14 protein-coding genes and 2 pseudogenes are annotated in these 25593 nt (G+C 50.1%); 11 read left to right on the top strand and 5 right to left on the bottom strand.

The features are described 5' to 3' along the window. Positions 1-135: 135 nt before the first annotated feature. The gene (locus A9587_RS19425) at positions 136-417 is read right to left on the bottom strand and encodes a DUF2574 family protein (protein WP_001516679.1); all 282 of its coding nucleotides are present in this window, start codon (positions 415-417) and stop codon (positions 136-138) included. A 263-nt stretch (positions 418-680) separates the two neighbouring features. Continuing rightward, positions 681-1790, bottom strand: a complete 1110-nt coding sequence (gene apbC / locus A9587_RS19430) for an iron-sulfur cluster carrier protein ApbC (RefSeq protein WP_001005460.1) — start codon at positions 1788-1790, stop codon at positions 681-683. Positions 1791-1922: 132 nt separating this feature from the next. Here apbC and metG point away from each other — a divergent pair, with 132 nt between their 5' ends. From metG to A9587_RS19480, 11 genes and pseudogenes are all read left to right on the top strand, one after another. After that, on the top strand, positions 1923-3956 hold the full coding sequence (metG, locus tag A9587_RS19435) for a methionine--tRNA ligase (protein ID WP_105263665.1): 2034 nt from the start codon (positions 1923-1925) through the stop codon (positions 3954-3956). 140 nt (positions 3957-4096) lie between these two features. Beyond that, the gene (locus A9587_RS19440; protein ID WP_105263666.1) at positions 4097-7903 is read left to right on the top strand and encodes a DUF4132 domain-containing protein; all 3807 of its coding nucleotides are present in this window, start codon (positions 4097-4099) and stop codon (positions 7901-7903) included. A gap of 12 nt (positions 7904-7915) precedes the next feature. Further along, positions 7916-8062 (top strand): annotated as a pseudogene (locus tag A9587_RS25710) (WGR domain-containing protein); the annotation flags it as partial. Positions 8063-9460: 1398 nt separating this feature from the next. Beyond that, a pseudogene (locus tag A9587_RS25715) lies at positions 9461-10948 on the top strand (DUF4132 domain-containing protein); the annotation flags it as partial. A 9-nt stretch (positions 10949-10957) separates the two neighbouring features. Then, a complete protein-coding gene (gene yehI, locus A9587_RS19450) occupies positions 10958-14590 on the top strand; it encodes a DUF4132 domain-containing protein YehI (protein ID WP_105263668.1) in 3633 nt (1210 codons plus the stop codon). 52 nt (positions 14591-14642) lie between these two features. Next, complete coding sequence (locus tag A9587_RS19455) at positions 14643-14933, top strand: hypothetical protein (protein ID WP_038355312.1); 291 nt, start codon at positions 14643-14645, stop codon at positions 14931-14933. A 602-nt stretch (positions 14934-15535) separates the two neighbouring features. Continuing rightward, positions 15536-16624, top strand: coding sequence for an ATP-binding protein (locus A9587_RS19460; protein WP_000107245.1), 1089 nt, complete (start codon positions 15536-15538; stop codon positions 16622-16624). A gap of 10 nt (positions 16625-16634) precedes the next feature. Then, positions 16635-18914 (top strand): DUF5682 family protein, encoded by a 2280-nt coding sequence (locus tag A9587_RS19465; RefSeq protein WP_105263669.1) that lies wholly within the window; start codon positions 16635-16637, stop codon positions 18912-18914. After that, positions 18907-20043, top strand: coding sequence for a vWA domain-containing protein (locus A9587_RS19470; RefSeq protein WP_105263670.1), 1137 nt, complete (start codon positions 18907-18909; stop codon positions 20041-20043). Before A9587_RS19465 ends, A9587_RS19470 begins: the two co-directional genes overlap by 8 nt. After that, on the top strand, positions 20040-22058 hold the full coding sequence (locus tag A9587_RS19475) for an SWIM zinc finger family protein (protein ID WP_105263671.1): 2019 nt from the start codon (positions 20040-20042) through the stop codon (positions 22056-22058). The genes A9587_RS19470 and A9587_RS19475 overlap by 4 nt, the downstream gene beginning before the upstream one ends. A 106-nt stretch (positions 22059-22164) precedes the next feature. Further along, positions 22165-22626: a YehR family lipoprotein gene (locus A9587_RS19480; RefSeq protein WP_001516693.1), complete on the top strand. Its 462-nt coding sequence runs from the start codon at positions 22165-22167 to the stop codon at positions 22624-22626. Positions 22627-22667: 41 nt separating this feature from the next. On the opposite strand, the gene A9587_RS19485 is transcribed toward A9587_RS19480, so the two are convergent. Genes A9587_RS19485 through btsS form a run of 3 tightly spaced genes read right to left on the bottom strand, consistent with a single transcriptional unit; the run spans position 22668 to position 25586 of the window. Then, positions 22668-23138, bottom strand: coding sequence for a DUF1456 family protein (locus A9587_RS19485; RefSeq protein WP_001516694.1), 471 nt, complete (start codon positions 23136-23138; stop codon positions 22668-22670). A 46-nt stretch (positions 23139-23184) separates the two neighbouring features. Beyond that, complete coding sequence (btsR, locus tag A9587_RS19490; RefSeq protein WP_001516696.1) at positions 23185-23904, bottom strand: two-component system response regulator BtsR; 720 nt, start codon at positions 23902-23904, stop codon at positions 23185-23187. Then, a complete protein-coding gene (btsS, locus tag A9587_RS19495; RefSeq protein ID WP_001516697.1) occupies positions 23901-25586 on the bottom strand; it encodes a two-component regulatory system sensor histidine kinase BtsS in 1686 nt (561 codons plus the stop codon). Before btsS ends, btsR begins: the two co-directional genes overlap by 4 nt. Positions 25587-25593: the final 7 nt, after the last annotated feature.

Raw genomic sequence — 25593 nt, forward strand, 5'->3', positions numbered from 1 at the left:
GTATTAAATATTTATCAAATCTATTAATTAATACGAATTACTGTAGCTGTCATTTTTAATATCAATAAAAAAGCTGAAATCATTCACATGAATGATTTCAGCTTTCTAAACTCTTTAACCCCGATATTGTCAGATTTAATCGTAGCGATTTAAAACGATTTGCCGTTTGTTCCCATTACCCGCAGCAACCAGCTCTGTCGTGACGCCTTTTACCGGTGAAGAAATCCGATGGCGGGAATCAACGCTTTGCAATACCTGACCGCAATGCTGTTGGGGCTGGCTATTAACAATATCCATACTGCATGTCGGGGGGCTGATCCTGCCATTGATAGTTAATGTGGCGGTATCTGATGAAAACGCGGGAGACGCCAATCCATAGGCGAGAAAAATAATTCCTGACAGCCAATACTTATTCATTGAACGTTATCCCTGTAGTAAAGGTTATGCCTGGATAGATTGAGTGCATAACAAACTATAGCTGTACATCCACTACACAGCCACGAAGGATGGTAAATGGGCATTGCCTGCACGATCAATCTACTTTGTTCAGTTTCGGACGAAGATCCGCAGAATATTCGCAGCATTAAAAAAGCTGTTCATTATAGCTGCAAAAATAAATACACCGCATCAATGTAACATTGCTGCGGTGTATGAAGTGTACCCAGAAAGGTTAATACGCGTTAGACTGCGCGGAAGGAGATCTCGCCAGGAATAACTTCTCCCTGCCAGTAGAGCTGGGCAGCAACGCGGTCAGCCAGTTGACGATAGATAGCGGTAAATTCGCTCTCTGGACGGCTGATAACGGTCGGTGTGCCTTTGTCGAGGTCTTCACGCAGGCTAATGTGCAACGGCATCTGACCCAGCAACTGCGTGTGATATTTCTCAGCCAGTTTCTCTGCACCACCGGTGCCAAAAATCGGCTCGTGGTGACCACAATTACTGCAGATATGCACGCTCATGTTCTCGACAATGCCCAGTACCGGCACTTCGACTTTCTCGAACATTACAATGCCTTTTTTCGCATCAATCAATGCGATGTCTTGCGGCGTAGTGACCACTACAGCACCGGTCACTGGAATATTCTGCGCCAGTGTCAATTGAATATCACCGGTGCCTGGCGGCATATCAAGCACCAGATAGTCCAGATCGGGCCATAAGGTTTCTTGCAACATTTGCATCAGCGCCTTGCTGGCCATCGGGCCGCGCCACACCATCGCGTTGTCGTCAGTGACCAGATAACCAATCGAGTTGGTTGCCAGACCATGAGACATAATCGGCGCCATGTGAGTGCCGTCCGGCGAGGTCGGACGCTGATTTTCTGCCCCCAGCATGGTTGGGATCGACGGGCCATAAATGTCGGCATCCAGAATGCCGACTTTCGCTCCTTCCGCCGCCAGCGCCAGCGCCAGGTTTACCGCCGTGGAGGATTTACCCACACCGCCTTTGCCGGAACTGACCGCGATAATGTTCTTCACGCCGTTAATTCCCGGCTGATTTTTAACGCGTTTCAGCGTGGCAATGCTATGCGACAGTTTCCAGTCGATAGCTTTTGCCCCGGTGATACGCAGCAATTCGGCGCTACATTGCTCTTTTAACTCTTCGAACGCGCTATGCCAGACGAACGGCATAACCAGTTCCACATGCAGCGTGTCGTCCATCCAGGCGACATGATGCAATGCTTTCAGCGTGGTGAGGTTATGCTTCAGGGTTGGGTGCTGAAAATTAGCCAGTGTCCCGGCGACCATTGCGCGCAAGGCTTCTGGTGATTTGGCCTGGGATTGTTCGTTCATCCCGACTCCTTATTTATATAGATAAACCATCAGCTAAATAGTTTACCTGAAGAAAATAGATAAGTACTTACTTAACATTTTCCCATTTGGTACTATCTAACCCCTTTTCACTACTAAGAAGTAATGCCTACTATGACTCAAGTCGCGAAGAAAATTCTGGTGACGTGCGCACTGCCGTACGCTAACGGCTCAATCCACCTCGGCCATATGCTGGAGCACATCCAGGCTGATGTCTGGGTCCGTTACCAGCGAATGCGCGGCCACGAAGTCAACTTCATCTGTGCCGACGATGCGCACGGTACGCCGATCATGCTGAAAGCTCAGCAACTCGGTATCTCCCCGGAGCAGATGATTGGCGAAATGAGTCAGGAGCATCAGACTGATTTCGCAGGCTTTAATATCAGCTATGACAACTATCACTCAACGCACAGCGAAGAGAACCGCCAGTTGTCGGAGCTTATTTACACTCGCCTGAAAGAGAACGGTTTTATTAAAAACCGCACTATCTCTCAGTTGTACGACCCGGAAAAAGGCATGTTCCTGCCGGATCGTTTTGTGAAAGGCACCTGCCCGAAATGTAAAGCGCCAGATCAATACGGCGATAACTGTGAAGTATGCGGTGCGACTTACAGCCCGACTGAACTGATTGAACCGAAATCGGTGGTTTCTGGCGCTACGCCGGTAATGCGTGATTCCGAACACTTCTTCTTTGATCTGCCCTCTTTCAGCGAAATGTTGCAGGCATGGACCCGCAGCGGCGCGTTGCAGGAACAGGTGGCAAACAAAATGCAGGAGTGGTTTGAATCCGGTCTGCAACAGTGGGATATCTCCCGCGACGCGCCTTACTTCGGTTTTGAAATTCCGAACGCGCCGGGTAAATACTTCTATGTCTGGCTGGATGCGCCGATTGGCTACATGGGTTCCTTCAAGAATCTGTGCGACAAGCGCGGCGATACCACCAGCTTCGATGAATACTGGAAGAAAGATTCCACCGCCGAGCTGTACCACTTCATCGGTAAAGATATCGTTTACTTCCACAGCCTGTTCTGGCCAGCCATGCTGGAAGGCAGCAACTTCCGCAAGCCGACCAACCTGTTTGTTCACGGCTATGTGACGGTGAACGGCGCGAAAATGTCGAAGTCTCGCGGCACGTTCATTAAAGCCAGCACCTGGCTGAATCACTTTGACGCTGACAGCCTGCGCTACTACTACACCGCGAAGCTCTCTTCACGCATCGATGATATCGACCTGAACCTGGAAGATTTTGTTCAGCGTGTGAATGCCGATATCGTTAACAAAGTGGTTAACCTGGCCTCCCGTAACGCGGGCTTCATTAACAAGCGTTTTGACGGCGTACTGGCAAGCGAGCTGGCTGACCCGCAGTTGTACAAAACCTTTACCGATGCCGCTGAAGTGATTGGCGAAGCGTGGGAAAGCCGCGAATTTGGTAAAGCTGTGCGCGAAATCATGGCGCTGGCTGACCTGGCTAACCGCTATGTTGACGAGCAGGCTCCGTGGGTGGTGGCGAAACAGGAAGGCCGCGATGCTGACCTGCAGGCGATTTGCTCGATGGGTATTAACCTGTTCCGTGTGCTGATGACGTATCTGAAGCCGGTTCTGCCAAAACTGACCGAGCGTGCAGAAGCATTCCTGAATACGGAACTGACCTGGGATAGTATCCAGCAACCGCTGCTGGCGCATAAAGTGAATCCGTTCAAAGCACTGTATAACCGCATCGACATGAAGCAGGTTGAAGCACTGGTGGAAGCATCCAAAGAAGAAGTGAAAGCCACCGCCGCGCCAGTTACTGGCCCGCTGGCAGACGATCCGATTCAGGAAACCATCACCTTTGATGACTTCGCCAAAGTTGACCTGCGCGTGGCGCTGATCGAAAACGCAGAGTTTGTTGAAGGTTCTGACAAGCTGCTGCGCCTGACGCTGGATCTCGGCGGTGAAAAACGCAATGTCTTCTCCGGCATTCGTTCTGCTTATCCAGACCCACAAGCGTTGATTGGTCGTCACACCATTATGGTGGCTAACCTGGCGCCGCGTAAGATGCGCTTCGGTATCTCCGAAGGCATGGTGATGGCTGCCGGTCCTGGCGGGAAAGATATCTTCCTGTTAAGCCCGGATGCCGGTGCTAAACCGGGTCATCAGGTGAAATAATTCCCCTTCAAGGCGCTGCATCGACAGCGCCTTTTCTTTATAAATTCCTAAAGTTGTTTTCTTGCGATTTCGTCTCTCTCTAACCTGCATAAATACTGTTAGCATCTGTATTCGACTGGATAAAAATACAGGGATGCAGAATGAGACAGTTTATCTATCAGGACGAAAAATCACATAAATTCTGGATGGTGGAGCCGCATGGCAACGAGCTGCATATCAGTTGGGGCAAAGTTGGCACCAACGGACAAAGCCAGATAAAAAACTTTGCGGACGCTGCAGCAGCGGAAAAAGCGGAGCTGAAGCTGATTGCGGAGAAAACGAAAAAAGGCTATGTGGAAGACGCTTCGGCAAATGTGAATCTCCCGCCAGCCACCAAAGCCAGAGTCACTCCTGAAGTTGAAACTCCTCCTGTAAATAAGAATAAATGCCCCTGGCTTGCTGATGATGCGACGATTCCGGTAACTGACGATATTAATCGATTTGCTTTTCCTCATCGCCGCAGGCCGAGAGAAATCGGTTACCTGTATAAAGATGGTGAAATATGGAAGCGCATCGCAGATAACACCAGGGCATATGACCCCGACAACAATTACCGCTCTTATCCTGAAAACTGGCAGCTAGCGTTTGCCGAGTTACAAAGGCGAATTCTGGATAATCAACAAACAGGGAGTGTGCAATCTGATGCTGCATTGCTCTGGAGTTTCTGGAACTCTTACTCTGCAGATGAACTGGTCGATGACTTAGTCATTCGCTGTGGACTGGAAACTACCGTTGAAATCGCTCTTCGTGCTCTTCAACTAAAATATAAACCAGTAAAAACCGACGTCACGACCATAATTCCTCCTGATCTCGAAGCAGAATCGCTACCGAGTTGGCATCAGCGTCTATGCCATTATCTTTCACTCGCTTCAGAAGATGAGTGGCAACGCTGTGTAGATAAAGTACTTACCGCCATTCCCTCACTCTCCCCAGCACGGCAACCTTTTGCGGCGCTACTGATCCCTGAACGACCGGATATCGCCAATGCTATGGCGCTACGTTATGTAGATCAAAACGTTCCGGCAATGACCTGGTTAAGTATGATAGCAAGCGATGACGTTGCCCTGGCTACGCTGGAAAAATATGGTTTCCCTCCACTGTATAATGATTTCCGCAATTATCTGGCTACGTTACTGGCAAATAATGGAGTGCACGGTGTAAGCCGAATTCTTCTCAAGCTACCTGTCGAGTATCCCGTAAAATACACAGACCTTTTCACTCACATACATGCCAACGCTGAAAATCTTGTCAAATGGTTATGGAAAACGAATCACCCGGATGCGATTCAAATTCTGATCCTTGGTGTAATTGGCAAGAAAAAGCACCTGGAATACTTAAGCAAAGCCTGCCAAAAACATCCCGCTGCGGCTATTGCCGCTTATGCAACTTTACTGGCAATACATGAAGATGCACAGTGGCGTAACGCACTTGTCAAACTGATTACCGCCACGCCAGAGTTGGTATGTGACGTTATTCCCTGGGTTAATGCTAAAGCGGCAGGCATATTATCTGAATGTCGTCCGCAACCTGTGACTGATGAATGTGAATATGCCACTGCGGATATGTTGCCGGAGCTGTTTACCGCTCCACCGTGGGTAATAAATAAGAAAAAGAATGCAATACCCGTATTTGATTTACCGGTGCTTCCAGTTCCTGCCGTCACTGATATCACACCAGGAATTACAGAGTTAATCAGTCATACTGACATATCCAGATTCAGTGAAATCGCGAAATTTCAGGCATCACAGCAAACATTATTTACCGATCTGCCACTAATTGAAAAGGAAAGCTGGGAAACGTCTTTCATCCCTTTAACGCCAGAACAGCAAATCCTTTGGCGACTGGGGTTTAAGGAATGGCGCAGAACCGGAGAAGAACAATACGAAAAAAAAATAATGCCACAAAGCGCAGTTGATGCCCTGTTACGTTTCGATTTCCCCGCGCTGAAAGCAGAGTTTGCGCAATACCATAACAAAGGAAGCAGACACTGGCAGTTGTACGCGCTCTGCTTCCTACCCACTCAGCATGCTATTTATTTTCTCAATCAAATAATTAATGAAGAGCAATTCTCCGGCGAGAGAGAAATTCTGGCGATTTTTGGTGACGCGGCCATTCCTGCGTTTATGAAATGTCTGCAACGTAAGCCACAACAGTTGTGGATATTCACCCTTTTCCTGGGCGTCAGCGAATTAGCATTACCGATGGCGCAGCGATTACAGAAAAAAATGTCTGCTGAAGATGCCCGAAAATGGCTGGTTAACTTCCCACGCCATGCAACCGCCGGGCTACTTCCTGTGGCACTGGGCAAACCGTGCAAAAATCAGGAATATGCCCGCCAGGCGCTCCGCCTGCTAGTGAACTTAAACCAGCGGGAAACGATTGAGGAAATCGCCCAGGGGTATAATCAACCTGATGTTTTAGCTGCGCTGGCAACATTATTTGATAGCGACCCGCTGGAAGAATATCCCGCTAAAATCGCCCCACTGCCCGGCTTTTATCAGTTCAGCTTATGGCGCAGACCACGGCTTAAAAGTAACAACCTGCCTCTACCAAATGACGCTATGCGCCACCTCGGCACAATGTTGAGCTTTCCTCGCGACATTACCCCCTACGCTGGGCTGGCGATCATCAAAGAAACCTTCACCCGCGAATCACTGGCTGACTTTGGCTGGGATCTCTACACGGCATGGACAGAAGCTGGCGCACCCGCAAAAGAAAACTGGGCATTTACCTCGCTGGGGATTTTAGGCAATGACGACACCGCGCGTAAACTAACCCCGCTCATCCGCGCCTGGCCGGGTGAATCCCAGCATAAACGGGCAGTATCCGGACTGGATGTGCTAGCCAATATCGGTAGCGATATTGCGCTGATGTTGCTTAATGGTATTGCGCAAAAGATTAAATTCGTTGCATTACAAGAACATGCCAGCGACAAAATCAACATGGTCGCTGAAAATCGCGGACTGACAATGGCCGAACTGGAAGACCGCCTGGCACCGGATTTAGGGCTTGATATCAACGGCTCGCTGACACTGGATTTCGGCTCACGCCAATTCACCGTTGGTTTTGATGAAACCTTAAAACCCGTCGTGCGCGACGAAAACGGCAAAGTTCTGAAAGATTTACCTAAACCCAACCAGAGTGATGATAAAACACTGTCAACTGACGCAGTTATCCTCTTCAAACAGTTGAAAAAAGATGTTCGTGCTATCGCCAGCCAGCAAATTACCCGTCTGGAACAAGCCATGTGCCAGCGCAGACGCTGGACGGCAGAGCAGTTCCGTCTCTTTCTGGTGGAACATCCGCTGATGTGTCACTTAACCCGACGGCTGTTATGGGGAGTATATAACGATGAAAACACCCTTATAGCCTGTTTCCGCGTGGCAGAAGACAGCACCTACAGCGATGCACAAGATGAGCTATTCACGCTGCCAGCAGGAAACATCGGTATTCCGCATGTGCTGGAAATTCCCGCTGAATCCGCCGCTGCATTCAGGCAAATTTACGCTGATTACGAACTGCTTCCCCCCTTCCAACAGCTCGATCGTGGTAGTTATCGTCTTGCTGATAATGAACGTAGCGCCCACGAACTGACGCGCTGGCAAGGACGTCTTTGCCAGGCCGGTCGCATTGTCGGACTGGAACGCCGAGGCTGGCAACGTCTGGAAGAAAGCGGCAGTGTTTATGCGATGCGCAAATCTACTCCTTATGGCGATCTCGAACTTGAAACAGAACCTTTTTCATTGATTTACGGCGAAACGGGATATGGCGACCTGCTACCTGTTGAAAGCGTAAAAATGACTTCACCAGGGGAACGCTACAGTACACAGCCCTCGCTCACGTTCTCCGCGCTTGATGCCATCACCGCCAGCGAACTGATTAACGATATTGAATCACTGTTTGATTAAAAGGACTTTGCAATGAAAACCTATATTTATCAGGACGAAAAATCACATAAATTCTGGGCGGTTGAGCAGCAAGGCAACGAGTTGCATATCAGTTGGGGTAAGGTCGGCACCAACGGGCAAAGCCAGGTCAAAAACTTTGCGGACGCTGCGGCGGCGGAAAAGGCAGAGCTGAAACTGATTGCGGAGAAAACAAAAAAGGGATACGTGGAACAAGCGGAGACAAATGCTAAATTAACAGCGGTGTCAGTGAAAAAAGAATCTGTCGCAGCGAAAAAACAGGAAGACACCATAAATGATCATCAGGTAGCGGCGAACAATTTTCCCTGGTTAGCAGACAACGATCCCATTATTCTTCCCCCAAATATTGCTCGCTATGCTCTCAGCCACCGCCTTTGGCCGGGAGATCCGGTAAAAAAACCAACCCAACCTGAGAAACAAAATTTAATTTCTCGGCTGGCAAATCGAACCTACAACTATTATAAGAATCTGACTTTCGATTACAGCTCATGCTCCGATGAATGGAGTAATGCCATCAGTCAGGCAATCAGCTTAATTAATGCACGAAAGCCTGAGATGTCTGCACGTACTATGGCTGTACTTACCTTACTGGAAATTTGTTTTTGTCAAAGCTGGAATGATGAAACCTCATCCGAGTTGTTGGATGAAATTGTAAGCACCTTCGGTATTGAATACGCAACTGAAACTGTCATCTACTGGTGGCAAATTGATTTCGATTTTGATTATAAAAAGGAACATTTGACCTTCTTTATTAATAATTCAGATTACAGCCAGGATAACTATAGAAGGAATAGAGACAACTTTAGTTTACGTCTGCGTAAACATTTATCGCTGGCTGAAGAGGAAGTCTGGCAAAATTGCATTGCCAAATTACTCGTTGCGTTGCCGCATATATCACTCTATCGCCAGCCGTTAATTGCCATTTTAATACCTGAAATACCCGAAGTGGCCCATGATATCGCACGCCAGTTGCATCAAGTGATGAACATTCCACAACTGGAAATGTTAAAACTTGTAGCGACAGATCCACAAATACTGGAAATATTAGAGCCATATCAGGATACTAATGTATTTGGAAGAAGTTGGTCTGCCACTGTACTGCAAGAACAAGGCATCAAGGCTCTTACTCGCCTGCTTCCCTATGCTGGAGAAGATAATTGCGGTGACGTACTGAAATGTATCAATCATCCGCTGGCTGTTACGGGACTCATAGACGCCGCAGATTATAATAAACGTTGTTATGACCGACTGATAAAAAGTGCCGAAAGTTTTCCTTCTGCCACAATAGCGGCATTAGCCGAAGCATTAATAAAAAATAACGATCAACGTAAACATACTTTGCTGGTTTCACTACTTAATGCAAATCCTTTATTGGTCGAAAAATTAGGCCAATGGCTATCGTCACAAGCTGCGAAATTAGTACATCAATGTCAACAATTGCTGAATAGTCGCGATGAAGATTTCGCAAACTCAGAAATTCTGCCAACGGTGTTAGTCTCGCCGCCGTGGGTGGTTCGAAATAAAAATGACGACAACAGTCCTTTGGCTAAATACCCGGCGAAAATTCCCTCTTTACCGCTATTTTATCAACCTTCGTTATGGACACGCCCGGTACTAAAAAATAGTAGCAAGATATTACCAGATAACGCCCTCCTCCACCTCGGTGAAATGCTTCGCTTCCCTCAGGAAGAAGCACTGTATCCGGGATTATTACAGGTGAAAGATGCCTGTACCCCAGACTCACTGGCTGAATTTGCCTGGGATCTGTTTATCGCCTGGCAGACTGCTGGCGCGCCGTCGAAAGAGAGTTGGGCATTCAGTGCGTTAGGTGTTCTCGGTAACGATGACACCGCCCGCAAACTAACGCCGCTTATTCGCGTCTGGCCTGGCGAATCCCAGCATAAACGCGCCACCGTCGGGCTGGATATTCTCGCCGCTATCGGCAGTGACATTGCCCTGATGCAACTTAACGGTATCGCCCAGAAGCTGAAATTCAAAGCATTGCAGGAGCGGGCAAAAGAAAAAATTGCCAGCATTGCCGAAAGCCGCGAACTGACAGTAGCAGAACTTGAAGACCGGTTAGCCCCGGATTTGGGGCTGGATGATAACGGCTCCCTGCTGCTGGATTTCGGCTCGCGTCAGTTCACCGTCAGCTTTGATGAAACCCTAAAACCGTTTGTGCGCGATGCGTCCGGCAGTCGCCTGAAAGACCTGCCCAAACCGAACAAAAGCGATGATAAAACGCTGGCTGCCGATGCCGTTAACCGCTTTAAACTGCTGAAAAAAGATGCCCGTACCGTCGCCGCTCAACAGGTAGCAAGGCTGGAATCAGCCATGTGCCTGCGCCGCCGCTGGGCAGCGGAAAACTTTCAACTCTTCCTGGTTGAGCATCCGCTGGTTCGCCACCTAACCCGTCGCCTGATTTGGGGCGCGTATAACACCGACAACCAGTTGCAGGCCTGTTTCCGCGTGGCGGAAGATAACAGCTACAGCACCGCTGACGATGATCTCTTCACTCTCCCAGAAGGTGATATAGCGATTGGTATCCCTCACGTTCTGGAAATATCACCGACGGATGTCGCCGCTTTTGGTCAGCTTTTTGCCGACTACGAACTGTTACCGCCATTCCGCCAGCTTGATCGTAACAGTTACACCCTGACAGAAGCCGAACGCAATGCCAGCGAACTGACCCGCTGGACAGGCAGAAAATGCCCGAGCGGTCGGGTGATGGGGCTGGCAAATAAAGGCTGGTTGCGTGGCGAACCGCAGGATGCAGGCTGGATCGGCTGGATGATCAAACCTCTGGGCCGCTGGTCGTTAATCATGGAAATCGATGAAGGTTTTGCTGTAGGCATGTCGCCAGTCGAACTCAGCTCTGAGCAACTCTTAAGCAATTTATGGTTATGGGATGGAAAAGCAGAGAGTTATGGCTGGGGAAGAAATTCTGCACAGGAAGCACTGTTCTCCGTGCTCGATGCCATCACCGCCAGCGAGTTGATTAACGACATCGAAGCACTGTTTGAATAAGGAAAGAACATGAACAAGGAATTACTGTGGCTGGCGGACGACGCGCAACTGGAACTGAAATTTAAAAAAGGCAAAACGCCGCTAAGCCATCGCCGCTGGCCGGGCGAACCGGTGCCCGCTGTCACTGAAAGTCTCATTCAGACATTAGGAGATGAATTACTACAACAAGCAGGCAAGAAGCAAAATATCACCTGGCATTACGATAAATGTTCACTGGAGTGGCAGTCCGCCATCCAGCAGGCGATCAATTTGATTGGTGAGCATAAACCGTCAATCCCAGCCCGCACAATGGCGGCTCTGATCTGTATCGAGAAAAATGATAGCCAGCAATTACTTGATGAAATCGTGCAAAAATATGGGCTGGAATATGCGACGGATGTGGTGATAGCGCGTCAGTTCATTGTACAGAGTTATCATGCTGATCCATCAACAGTGTGTTTAATGACACCGAACGAGAATACGGGCTATGGCTATCGCTCAGAGACTTATAGCAATTTCGATTTTCGTCTGCGTAAACATCTTTCACTGGCAGAGGAAAATTGCTGGCAGCGTTGTGCCGACAAACTCATTGCCGCACTGCCAGAGATCCCCATAGTTCGCCGCCCTTTTATTGCGCTGCTGCTTCCGGAAAAACCAGATATAGCGAATGAGCTTGCCAGCCTTGAAAGCCCATCAACGAGTTTTTACTCAAAGGAGTGGTTAAAGGTCGTTGCTACTGATAATACGGCGGTAAAAAAACTCGAACGATACTGGAGCCTGGACGTATTTAGCGATCGTGAAGCCAGTTATATGTCGCATGAAAACCACTTCGGTTACGCTGCCTGCGCGGCCCTTTTACGCGAACAGGGAATTGCAGCCGTTCCCCGCCTGGCGATGTATGCTCATAAAGAAGGCTGTGGCAGCCTGCTGGTACAAATAAACCACCCGCTGGTCATCCGCATCTTGCTACTGGTGGCTGATAAAAATAAACCCAGCCTGCAGCGTGTTGCCAAATACAGTAAAAATTTCCCCCATGCAACGCTCACTGCACTGGCAGAACTTATCGCGCTGGAAGCACCACCTGCTCGCCCCGGTTATCCGATTATTGAAGACAAAAAACTGCCCGCACAGCAAAAAGCACGTGATCAATACTGGCGTAATCTGTTGCAAACATTGATTACATCGCAGCCACAACTGGCAGATGAAGTGAAGCCCAGGCTAAGTACAAAAGCACAAACCGTGCTGAATAGTTTTTTATCCGTGCCGCCGAAATCTGCCATTGATAGCCCTGATAGCAGTGCTCTGCCTGAAATTTTGGTTTCACCTCCGTGGCGTAGTAAGAAAAAATCGCCGCAACCACGTCTTGATTTGGTTCCGCTCGAATTAACGTCACAAGTCTACTGGCAACCGGGCGAGCAAGAGAGGCTTGCCACCACAGAGTCTGCCCGTTATTTCAGCACGGAATCACTTGCAGAACGCATGGAACGAAAAAGTAGTCGGGTTGTACTACAGGAGCTGGGTTTTGGGGATGATGTATGGCTGTTCCTGAATTATATACTGCCCGGCAAACTGGATGCAGCACGCGAATCATTAGTACTTCAGTGGCATTACTACCAGGGCAGAGTCGAGGAAATCAACAATGGCTGGCATTCTCCGGAAGCAAAATCAGCAGAACAGGCGCTTCGCAGCGGCGACGTTGAAACGTTAATTGACATCTGGGAAAAGGACAATCATTCGCCTTATCATCAGGAAAAGAGTGTCTGGAATCTGTATTTATTGGCACTGCTTCCGCGTGAGATGGCAGTGACTTTCTGGCTGCGTATCAATGAGAAAAAGCATCTGTTCGCGGGTGAAAACTATTTTCTCAGCATCCTCGGTTTGGATGCATTACCCGGTCTGTTGTTGGCTTTTTCACATCGTCCAAAAGAAACATTTCCGTTAATTTTAAATTTCGGCGCAACAGAACTGGCGCTGCCCGTTGCCCGCATCTGGCACCGCTTTGCCACTCAGCGTGATCTGGCACGCCGATGGATTTTACAATGGCCAGAACATACGGCTACCGCACTTATTCCTCTCGTCTTTACTAAGCCCGGCGACAACCGCGAAGCCGCATTACTTGCCCTGCGTTTACTGTATGAACAAGGACATGGCGAATTACTGCAAACCGTGGCAAACCGCTGGCAGCGTGCTGATGTGTGGCCTGCCCTGGAGCAATTGCTTATACAGAACCCATTGGAAATTTACCCACCACGCATTCCGAAAGCCCCTGATTTCTGGCATCCGACAATGTGGCGCAGGCCACGGCTTATCAATAATAATCAGCTTGTTACCGATGATGCTCTGGAAATTATTGGCGAAATGCTGCGCTTTACTCAGGGTGGGCGTTTTTATAGCGGACTGGAACAATTGAAAACGTTCTGTCAACCGCAAACGCTGGCCGCTTTTGCCTGGGATCTGTTTACCGCCTGGCAACAGGCTGGAGCCCCCGCAAAAGACAACTGGGCATTTCTGGCGTTAAGTCTCTTTGGCGACGAAAGCACGGCACGGGATCTGGCGACGCAGATCCTCACCTGGCCACAGGAAGGAAAATCTGCCCGTGCTGTCAGTGGCCTGAACATACTTACCCTGATGAATAATGATATGGCGCTGATACAACTGCACCATATTTCGCAACGAGCGAAATCGCGTCCTTTACGTGAAAATGCGGTGGAGTATCTCCAGTTGGTCGCGGAAAATCGCGGGTTAAGCGAGGAAGAGTTAGCGGACAGATTAGTCCCAACACTGGGCCTTGATGACCCGCAGGCGTTGATTTTTGATTTTGGTCCACGGTTGTTTACCGTTCGCTTCGATGAAAACCTCAACCCAGTTGTCTACGATCAGCAAAACGTTCGCCAGAAAAGTGTTCCACGGTTGCGAGCCGATGACGATCAACTGAAAGCGCCCGAGGCACTGGCCCGATTAAAAGGGCTAAAAAAAGATGCCACTCAGGTGAGCAAAAACCTGCTCCCGCGTCTTGAAACTGCCCTGCGCACCACCCGACGCTGGCCGCTGGCAGATTTTCATTCTCTCTTTGTTAATCATCCATTTACTCGCCTGGTTAGCCAGCGACTGATATGGGGCGTTTATCTGGCAAATGAACCGCGACATTTACTCAACGCCTTTCGTGTGGCCGCAGAGGGGGAATTCTGCAATGCACAAGATGAGCCAATTGACCTGCCTGCGGACGCTCTGATTGGCATTGCGCATCCGTTAGAAATGTCAGCAGAAATGCGTGGTGAATTTGAACAACTTTTTGCCGACTACGAAATTATGCCGCCTTTTCGCCAGTTGGCGCGGCGCACGGTACTGCTCACTCCTGACGAGTCAACCAGTAACAGCCTGACTCGCTGGGAAGGTAAATCCGCTACCGTTGGGCAACTTATGGGAATGCGCTACAAAGGCTGGGAGTCAGGCTATGAGGACGCATTTGTCTATGACCTGGGCGAGAACCGGCTGGTCCTTAAGTTTTCACCCGGTTTTAACCACTACAATGTTGATAGCAAAGCGCTAATGGGCTTCCGTTCTCTTCGAGTGTATCGTGACAATCAATCTGTCACTTTTGCTGAACTCGATGTGTTTGATTTGAGTGAGGCGTTAAGTACTCCAGACGTCATTTTCCACTAACACACAGCGGGTAGTAACAGAACTGCCCGCTGTCTGACAACTGAGAAAATCCATGATCGTGCAAAGTGAACTGGTCGCTATTTACGACTATCAGATTATTGATCCTGAAGAACCCTTTTCCTTCCGACTTGAAATCCATAAATACGCTAAATTATTTACTGGAACGGTCTATCGACTGGAACGATTCCGGCTACGTCCAATATTTAACCAACGTGAACAAGAAGATGCAGACCCGCTAATAAATGATGCTTTGATTTATATAAGAGATGAGTTTATTGATGAGCGAAAATTACGAGGTAAATCACCAGAAACTATAATGGAAATTTTTAATGGTGAACTATAGAATATATTCAACCAGTAAATAGAATAATAGTTTATTAAAGGAGGAAGCGGTATTCCCCCTTAGATGCGTTTCAATTTTCCCGTTACTTCAACAAATCAATCAACCGTAACAGAACCACTAATAACTCCAGTACGGCAATAAGCACGGTTAACTTTTGTGTCAGCGTGTCCATCCGCTCTCCTTATTAAGGAGCGCAATACCAGCACCTTACCCTTACACTGCCTGTCGATACTGGTTTACGTATGTTGGTACGAAACGTTGCTCTCCGGATCAGGGCACCGCCTGCGGCACCACCCGTTCGGCAGCCAGGACTTAAAATTGGTCCGATCCGGCACAACCTCCCAACGGGCAGGATTATAAATATCATTCACTGAATTGCAATGGAGCGTGGATATGATTATAATTTATTCGTTGGTGCGAAATATTGCATAATCAGTAACTTAGCGTCAAAGTAGTAAATAAAAGAACCTGCCTCACCAGCAGGTTCTTTTATTTACTGTGTTCTGCTTTCCTGATATTTTCCACTCAATCAATTAATGCGTTAAACATTTATTGCGCGTAAAATACCGTTTGTTTTATTAATACATTTCAGGGATGAATATATGTCAACGCAGAATAATCTTCTGCAGCGTCCGCCTGCTGCTGTGTTATACGCCGATGAACTGGCAAAATTAAAACAAAATGATAACGCACCTTGCCCGCCCGGTTGGCAGCTAAGTTTGCCTGCAGCGCGTGCTTTTATTCTTGGTGATGAGACGAAAAACATCAGCCGTAAAGTCGTAATAAGCCCTTCTGCTATTGAACGCATGTTAGTGACTCTCGCCACCGGGCGCGGTTTAATGCTGGTCGGGGAACCGGGTACGGCCAAATCTCTCCTTTCTGAATTGCTCGCAACGGCCATTAGCGGCGATGCCGGTTTAACCATTCAGGGCGGCGCATCAACCACCGAAGACCAAATCAAGTACGGCTGGAACTACGCTCTGCTTATCAACCACGGTCCGTCAACAGAAGCGCTTGTCCCGGCTCCGCTTTATCAAGGCATGCGCGATGGCAAAATCGTCCGTTTTGAAGAGATAACGCGTACACCGCTGGAAGTGCAGGACTGTCTGTTAGGCATGCTTTCTGATCGGGTGATGACGGTGCCGGAACTGGCCGGTGAAGAAAGCCAGCTTTATGCTCGCGAAGGCTTTAACATTATTGCCACCGCCAATACCCGCGATCGCGGCGTCAATGAAATGAGCGCCGCGCTCAAGCGTCGCTTCGATTTTGAAACCGTCTTTCCGATTATGGATTTCGCCCAGGAACTGGAACTGGTCGCCAGTGCGTCAGCGCGTTTACTGGCCCATAGTGGCATTCCGCATAGGGTGCCTGACGCAGTACTGGAGCTGCTGGTACGCACGTTCCGCGATCTGCGGGCCAACGGTGAGAAGAAAACGTCAATGGATACCCTGACGGCCATTATGTCCACCGCCGAAGCCGTTAACGTAGCGCACGCCGTGGGCGTCCGCGCCTGGTTTTTAGCAAATCGCGCGGGTGAACCTGCCGATCTGGTGGACTGTATTGCTGGCACCATCGTCAAAGACAACGAAGAAGATCGCGCTCGTCTGCGCCGTTACTTTGAACAGCGCGTTGCCACACACAAAGAAGCTCACTGGCAGGCTTATTACCAGGCTCGCCACCGCCTGCCGTGAGGAAAGATGCATGAGTGAGCCGTTAATTGTCGGCATCCGGCACCATAGTCCGGCCTGCGCCCGTCTGGTGAAATCGCTAATTGAAAGCAAGCAACCGCGATACGTGTTGATTGAAGGACCGGCCGATTTTAATGACCGGGTAGATGAACTGTTTTTAGTCCACCAGCTTCCGGTAGCCATATACAGTTATTGTCAGTATCAGGACGGTGTTGCCCCAGGGCGCGGTGCCTGGACCCCATTTGCCGAGTTTTCACCTGAGTGGCAGGCGCTACATACTGCCCGCAGCATCCAGGCACAAACCTGGTTTATCGATTTACCTTGCTGGGCACAGAGTGAAGAAGATGAAGATGAACCTGTTGCGGCTAATGACCATCAGGCCTTACTGCTACTCGCTACCAGTATGGATAACAGCGATACCCTGTGGGATCACCTGTTCGAAGATGAAAGCCAGCAGTCCACACTTCAATCCGCTCTGGCGCAATACTTTGTGCAACTTCGTGGTAATGATGCGGGTGATTCGGTAAATCGCCAGCGCGAAGCCTTTATGGCCCGCTGGATTGCCTGGGCGATGCAGCAAAACAACGGCAATGTATTAGTCGTCTGCGGTGGCTGGCATGCCCCTGCACTGGAAAAATTGTGGCGCAAATATTCTCAGGAAGAGAGAAAACCCAGGCTGCCCTCATTACCGGATGCAGTGACCGGTTGTTATCTGACGCCATACAGTGAAAAGCGCCTTGATGTGCTGGCGGGATACCTTTCAGGAATGCCTGCTCCGGTCTGGCAAAACTGGTGCTGGAAATTTGGTTTGCAACGCGCAGGTGAGCTGTTACTTAAAACGATTCTTACCCGTTTGCGCCAGCACCACTTACCCGCATCTACCGCTGATATGGCTGCCGCGCATCTACATGCGATGGCACTGGCACAATTGCGCGGTCATACACTGCCGTTACGCACTGACTGGCTGGATGCTATAGCAGGATCGCTGATTAAAGAAGCCTTGAACGCGCCGTTGCCGTGGAGCTATCGCGGCGTTATTCATCCCGATACCGATCCGATCCTGCTAACGTTGATAGACACATTAGCGGGTGACGGATTCGGTAAACTTGCCCCCTCCACGCCACAACCGCCTCTGCCAAAAGATGTCACCTGCGAACTGGAACGTAGCAAAATCACTCTTCCATCCGACCTGACGTTGAATCGCTTTACCCCCGATGGACTAGCGCAAAGTCAGGTGTTACATCGGCTGGCAATACTGGAGATCCCGGGGATAGTGCGCCAGCAGGGAAGTACACTGACGCTTGCGGGTAACGGTGAAGAACAATGGAAATTAACCCTGCCGCTTAGCCAACATGCGGCATTGATTGAGGCCGCCTGCTTTGGTGCCACACTCCTGGAAGCCGCACGCAATAAATTAGAAGCCGATATGCTGGACACAGGAGGAATCGGCAACATCACCACATGTCTTAGCCAGGCGGCGTTAGCTGGTCTGGAGTCCTTCAGTCAGCAATTACTGGAGCAACTCACATTATTAATCGCCCAGGAAAATCAGTTTGCCGAAATGGGCCAGGCGCTGGAAGTGCTTTATGCCTTGTGGCGTCTGGATGAGACTGGCGGTATGCAAGGGGCGCTAATACTGCAAACCACACTGTGTGCGGCGATAGATCGAACGTTGTGGTTATGTGAATCCAACGGCAGGCCGGACGAAAAAGAATTTCACGCCCATTTGCATAGCTGGCAGGCGCTGTGCCATATCCTGCGCGATCTCCATTGTGGCATTCAACTGCCAGGTGTTTCGCTTTCCGCCGCCCTGGCCTTACTGGAGCGCCGTAGTCAGGCGATTCATGCCCCGGCGCTGGATCGCGGCGCGGCTCTCGGGGCGCTGATGCGTCTGGAACATCCCAACGCCAGTGCCGAAAGCGCACTGGATATGCTGGCGCAATTATCCCCGACTGAGTCAGGCGAAGCCCTACATGGTTTGCTGGCGCTGGCTCGCCATCAACTGGCTTCTCAGCCTGCATTTATCGCCGGTTTCAGCACTCATTTGAATCAACTTAGCGACGCCGATTTTATTAACGCTCTGCCCGATTTACGTGCAGCGATGGCCTGGCTACCGCCTCGAGAACGCGGGGCGCTGGCGCATCAGGTGCTTGAGCATTACCAACTGGCGCAGCTCCCCGTCCCGGCACTGCAAATGCCGTTACATTGTCCACCGCAAACCATTGCTCATCATCAACAACTGGAACAGCAGGCACTGGCGTCACTGCAACACTGGGGAGTTTTCCATGTCTGAACTGAACGACCTTCTGACTACCCGTGAGCTACAGCGCTGGCGATTGATTCTTGGTGAAGCGGCTGAAACTACCCTTTGCGGTCTTGATGGCAACGCCCGACGGATAGACCACGCCCTGGAGTGGCTATACGGGCGCGATCCTGAGCGCATTCAACGCGGTGAACGGCACGGAGGGCTGGGCAGTTCAACTCTCACAACGCCCGAGTGGATCAATGATATTCACACGCTCTTCCCACAGCAGGTAATTGAGCTACTGGAAAGCGACGCCGTGCTGCGCTACGGCATAGAAGATGTGGTGACAAATATTGAAGTGCTGAAACGTATGCAACCTTCCGAAAGCCTGCTACGCGCCGTATTGCACACTAAACATCTGATGAATCCCGAGGTGCTGGCAGCCGCTCGCAAGATAGTGCACCAGGTTGTTGAAGAAATTATGGCGCGGCTGGCCAAAGAAGTTCATCAGGCTTTTTCTGGTGTGCGTGACCGCCGTCGCCGCTCGCATATTCCCCTGGCGCGCAATTTCGATTTCAAAAGTACCCTGCGGGCCAACCTGCAGCACTGGGCCCCCAAACGCGGCAAGTTGTATATCGAATCACCCCGCTTTAACAGTCGCATTAAGCGCCATAGTGAACAATGGCAACTGGTTTTACTGGTCGATCAAAGCGGATCGATGGTTGATTCAGTGATCCACTCAGCAGTGATGGCGGCCTGTTTATGGCAATTACCCGGCATTCGCACCCATCTGGTGGCATTTGATACCAGCGTCGTAGATCTCACTGCCGACGTTGCCGACCCGGTAGAGTTATTAATGAAAGTGCAACTGGGCGGTGGAACGCATATCGCCAGTGCAGTGGAGTACGCCCGTCAACTTATTGAACAACCAGGTAAAAGCGTGATTGTTCTGGTAAGCGATTTTTATGAAGGCGGAACATCGTCATCACTCATCCACCAGGTGAAGCAGTGTGTTCAAAGCGGCATCAAGGTGCTGGGGCTGGCGGCGCTCGACAGCACAGCAACCCCCTGTTATGACCGGGATATGGCCCAGGCATTGGTCAATGTCGGTGCACAAATAGCTGCCATGACGCCGGGTGAACTGGCTTCCTGGCTGGCGGAGAATCTTCAGTCATGAATTCACTACGCCCGGAATTATTAGAACTGACGCCACAGGCACTGACAGCGTTAAGTAATGCCGGTTTTGTTAAGCGCAGCCTTAAGGAACTGGAAAATGGCAATATCCCAGAAATTAGCCATGAGAGCGGCACACTGATCGCCACTTTCAGTGACGGTACACGCAGCCAACTGGCAAACGGTCAGGCTCTGAAAGAGGCCCAGTGTAGCTGCGGGGCCAGCGGCATGTGCCGCCATCGCGTGATGTTGGTGTTAAGTTATCAGCGACTTTGTGCTACCCCTCAGCCCACGGAAAAAGCAGAGGAATGGCCCCCGGCAATCTGGCTGGAAGAACTGACTACCCTGCCCACTGCCACGCACAAACGCGCACAATCCCTCGCCGCCAAAGGTATAACTATTGAACTGTTCTGCGCGCCAGGCGAAATTCCCTCTGCCCGCTTACCGATGAGCGATGTGCGTTTTTATTCCCGCAGCAGTATTCGTTTCGCCCGTTGTGACTGCATTGAAGGAACGCTGTGCGAACACGTGGTACTGGCAGTGCAGGCATTCGTCCAGGCCAAAGCACAGCAGGCAGAATTTTCTCATTTGCTCTGGCAGATGCGCAGCGAACAAATCGCATCAAATGACGCTCCATTTGCCAGCGATGAGGGCAAAGCCTGTCGTAAATATGTCCAGCAATTAAGTTACGCGTTATGGCTGGGGGGGATCAGCCAACCGTTAATTCATTACGAGGCTGCATTCAGCCGCGCCCGGCAAGCGGCAGAAGCCTGCAACTGGCGATGGGTAAGTGAATCGCTACGGCAACTGCGTGCCAGCGTTGATGCGTTCCACGCCCGCGCCAGCCACTATCACGCAGGAGAATGTTTGCGCCAGCTTGCAGCATTAAACAGTCGGTTAGCCAGTGCACAAGAGATGGTACGACGTGACTGTGTCGGTGAAGTACCGCCCATGCCGTGGCGCACGGTCGTTGGCGCAGGGATTGCCGGAGAAGCAAAACTGGATCATCTGCGGCTGGTGTCATTAGGTATGCGTAGCTGGCAAGACTTCCAACAGTATGGTTTACGGATCTGGTTCACCGACCCCGACACCGGTAGTATTTTACACCTTTCACGCAGTTGGCCGAGAAGTGAACAGGAAAACGCGCCTGCGGCAACGCGTCGGCTATTTACCTTTCAGGCAGGGGCGCTGGCGGGAGGGCAAATCGTCTCACAAGCAGCGAAACGCAGTGCCGAAGGTGAGCTGTTGTTAGGTACGCGCAACCGCTTAAGCAGCGTCGTTCCACTGTCTCCGGATGCGTGGCAAATGCTGAGTGCGCCGCTGCGCCAGCCGGGAATCGTAGCGTTACGGGAATACTTACGCCAGCGCCCGCCAGTCTCCGTTCGCCCGCTTAATCAGGTGGATAATTTATTTATTCTGCCTGTGGCTGAGTGTATTTCACTTGGCTGGGACAGCAGCCGCCAGACACTGGATGCGCAGGTAATCAGTGGCGAAGGCGAAGATAATGTGCTGACGTTATCACTGCCAGCCTCTGCCAGCTCACCCTTTGCCGTTGAACGCATGGCGTCCCTGTTACGACAGCAAGATGATCCCGTGTGTCTGGTTTCTGGATTCGTCAGTTTTACCGAAGGACAGTTAACGCTGGAGCCACGGGTGATGATGACGCAATCTCGCGCCTGGGCGCTGGATGCAGAAACTGCGTCTGTGGCACCGCTACCTTCCGCCAGCGTTCTTCCTGTGCCGTCCACCGCTCCTCAGTTGTTGATGCGCTGCCAGTCATTATTAATTCAGGTGCTACATAACGGCTGGCGCTATCAGGGGCAAAGTGTCATCAGTCAGGTCGGCTTGCTGGTAAATGAGTTGACCGGGGAGGGCTTTTACCGGCTGGCACATTTGTTGAATCAATTGCGTACTACAGAGGGAGAGGCTCTGGGTGAAACATTAAACAACTGCGTTTTACTCTGCGAACAGTTGTTACTGATGCTTGAGCAACAAGGGGGGAAAAATGCTTTTTATTAAGAGTTCTACTCCATTTCCGGACTGCTCAAGACGAGGTATAAAGAATATTCTATAGCGCCCTGGTGAGAGTCACCAGTTTTCTGATCTTGATAAAATGGAGTTTTACATGAAGGCTTTCAACAAGCTGTTTTCCCTCGTTGTTGCATCTGTTCTGGTTTTCTCTCTCGCTGGCTGTGGTGACAAAGAAGAATCAAAGAAATTTAGTGCCAATCTGAACGGTACTGAAATTGCCATTACCTATGTCTACAAAGGCGACAAGGTACTTAAGCAATCTTCAGAAACTAAAATTCAGTTCGCATCCATCGGTGCGGCTAACAAAGAAGATGCAGCTAAAACGCTTGAGCCGTTAAGCGCAAAATATAAAAACATTGCTGGCGTTGAAGAAAAATTAACTTTTACAGATACTTACGCACAGGAAAACGTAACTATCGATATGGAGAAAGTTGATTTTAAAGCCCTGCAGGGTATTTCTGGCATCAACATTTCTGCTGAAGATGCCAAAAAAGGCATCACTATGGCGCAAATGGAACTGGTGATGAAAGCCGCAGGCTTTAAAGAAGTGAAATAATCTGTCGGCGGCCATGTTCTTACATGGCCGCCATATCCGTCTTAGCTTTTCTTCACATGCTGGCGCGCTGCCAGCCCTCGCAGAAAATAACGCAAGAATTGATCACCGCATTCGCGGAAGTTTTTATGATCCGGTGCGCGCATCATTGCAGTAATTTCCGGCATGGAAACACGGAACTGCTGTTCGGTGAGGATCGCCAGAATGTCATCGGTTTTCAGCGAAAACGCGATGCGCAATTTTTTCAGCACAATGTTGTTATTAATACGACGTTCCGGTTCCAGTGCCGGTGCAGACTCATCCCTGCCGCGTTTTTCATAAATCAGGCCATTCAGGAATGAAGACAAAATAATGTCCGGGCAACGTTGAAATCCCTCTTCGTCTTCTTTACGCAGCCAGATAGCGATCTGATCGGCGGTAGCTTCAACATTGCTCAGCGCGAGAATACGCACCAGGTCGTTATTATTGGCTTTTAAAATGTAGCGCACGCTGCGCAGAATATCGTTACTTAGCATGAGGCCTTCAGGTGTTGATGAGGCAAAAAGCCATTTTAGCAGTCTTTTACAGGCCAATCGCCTCTTTTAAACTTTTCAGATAACGACGGCTGACCGGAACGGTTAAGCCATTACGCAAAATCAACTCCGCCTGGCCGTTATCCTCCAGACGAATCTCCTGCAAATGCGCGAGGTTAACCAGATACTGCCGATGACAACGCAGTAGCGGCGTACGACTCTCCAGAGTGCGTAAAGTCAGTTCAGTGAAGCCCTCTTTACCTTCGTGACTGGTGACGTAAACACCGCTCATCCGACTGCTGACAAATGCCACATCTTTCATTTGCAGCAAATAAATACGGCTGTGACCGGTACAAGGGATAAATTTCAGTCCTTGCTGATTCTCCGACAACAAGGAAACATCCTGCTTGCTGCGTTCCTGACGCAGGCGGGTCAGGGATTTCTCCAGCCGCGCTTCATCAATCGGCTTCAGTAGATAATCAAAAGCATGTTCTTCAAAGGCTTTAATGGCGTATTCATCAAACGCAGTCAGAAAAACGATATATGGACGATGTTCCGGGTCGAGCATCCCCACCATTTCCAGACCACTGATGCGCGGCATCTGGATATCGAGAAACAGCACATCCGGGCGCAGTTTATGCACCGCGCCAATCCCTTCCACGGCGTTTGAACACTCACCGACGATTTCAATATCGCTCTGCTCTTGCAAAAATACGCGCAGGTTTTCCCGTGCTAACGGTTCATCATCGACAATTAAGACTCTAATCATGCCTCATCCCTCCATGGCAGTCGTAACGTTATTCGGGTGTAACTATCAGGCTCACAGGCGACGCTGATCCCATAGTCATCGCCAAACCGTTCACGTAAACGCTTATCCACCAGATTCATCCCCAGCCCGCTGGCATTGGTTACCGGTTGATACAAACCGGCATTATCTTCGATCTCCAGCATTAAATGTTGCCCTTCACGGCGCGCGCTAATTGCCACTCTCCCGGTATCCAGTAGTTGCGATGTCCCATGTTTAATGGCGTTTTCGACTATCGGTTGTAGGGTAAACGCGGGCAACTGCTGCTGGGATAATTCCTCCGGAATAGAAATATTGACCTGCAAGCGCGACTGAAAACGCGCCTTTTCAATTTGCAGATAAGCGTTCACATGTTCAATCTCGTCAGCGAGAGTAACAAACTCCGAAGGCCGCTTTAAGTTTTTGCGGAAAAAAGTAGAAAGATACTGCACCAGTTGACTGGCCTGCTCACTGTCGCGGCGGATCACCGCTTTAATGGTATTAAGCGCATTGAACAGGAAATGGGGATTCACCTGGGCGTGTAACAGCTTGATTTCCGACTGCGTAAGCATCGCTTTTTGCCGCTCATACTGCCCGGCGAGGATCTGCGCCGAAAGGAGTTGTGCGATCCCCTCACCCAGCGTGCGGTTGATCGAACTGAACAGGCGGTTTTTCGCTTCATACAATTTGATGGTTCCCACCACCCGCTGATTTTCGCCACGCAATGGAATAACCAGCGTTGAACCTAACTTGCACTGCGGGTGCAGAGAACAACGGTAAGGCACTTCGTTGCCGTCGGCGTACACCACTTCGCCGGTTTCTATCGCTTTTAAGGTGTACGTAGAAGAGATTGGCTTACCGGGCAGATGGTGATCATCGCCAATTCCGGTAAACGCCAGCAGTTTCTCACGATCGGTAATCGCCACCGCCCCAATATCCAGCTCTTTATAGAGCACTTGCGCCACTTTCATGCTGTTCACTTCATTAAAGCCCTGGCGCAAAATCCCTTCTGTCGAGGCTGCCACTTTCAGCGCCGTGGCAGAAAAAGCCGAAGTGTATTTTTCAAACATCGCGCGCTTATCAAGCAAAATGCGCATAAACAGCGCCGCGCCCACGGTGTTGGTTACCATCATCGGCGCAGCGATATTACTCACCAGACGCACGGCGTCTTCATAAGGTCGGGCAATCGCCAGAATAATCAGCATCTGCACCATTTCCGCGACGAATGTAACAGCACCTGCGGTAATCGGATTAAAGACTTTATCGGTGCGCCCGCGACGGATCAGGATGCTGTGTACCAGCCCCCCGAGCAAACCTTCGACGATGGTCGAGATCATGCAACTCAGCGCGGTCATGCCTCCCATCGAGTAACGATGTAACCCGCCGGTCAGACCAACCAGCCCGCCCACCACCGGGCCGCCCAGTAAGCCGCCCATCACCGCGCCAATCGCCCGGGTGTTGGCAATAGAATCGTCAATGTGCAGCCCGAACCAGGTGCCCATGATGCAGAAGATGGAAAAGACGATATAGCAGAGAAATTTATGCGGCAGACGAACCGTGACCTGCATTAATGGTATGAATAATGGCGTTTTACTCATTAACCACGCGATAACCAGAAAAACGCACATCTGCTGAAGCAGCAGCAACACCAGATTAAAATCGTACATACCCGCA

The organism is Escherichia sp. MOD1-EC6162 (assembly GCF_002965125.1).
GTDB classification, from domain to species: domain Bacteria; phylum Pseudomonadota; class Gammaproteobacteria; order Enterobacterales; family Enterobacteriaceae; genus Escherichia; species Escherichia marmotae.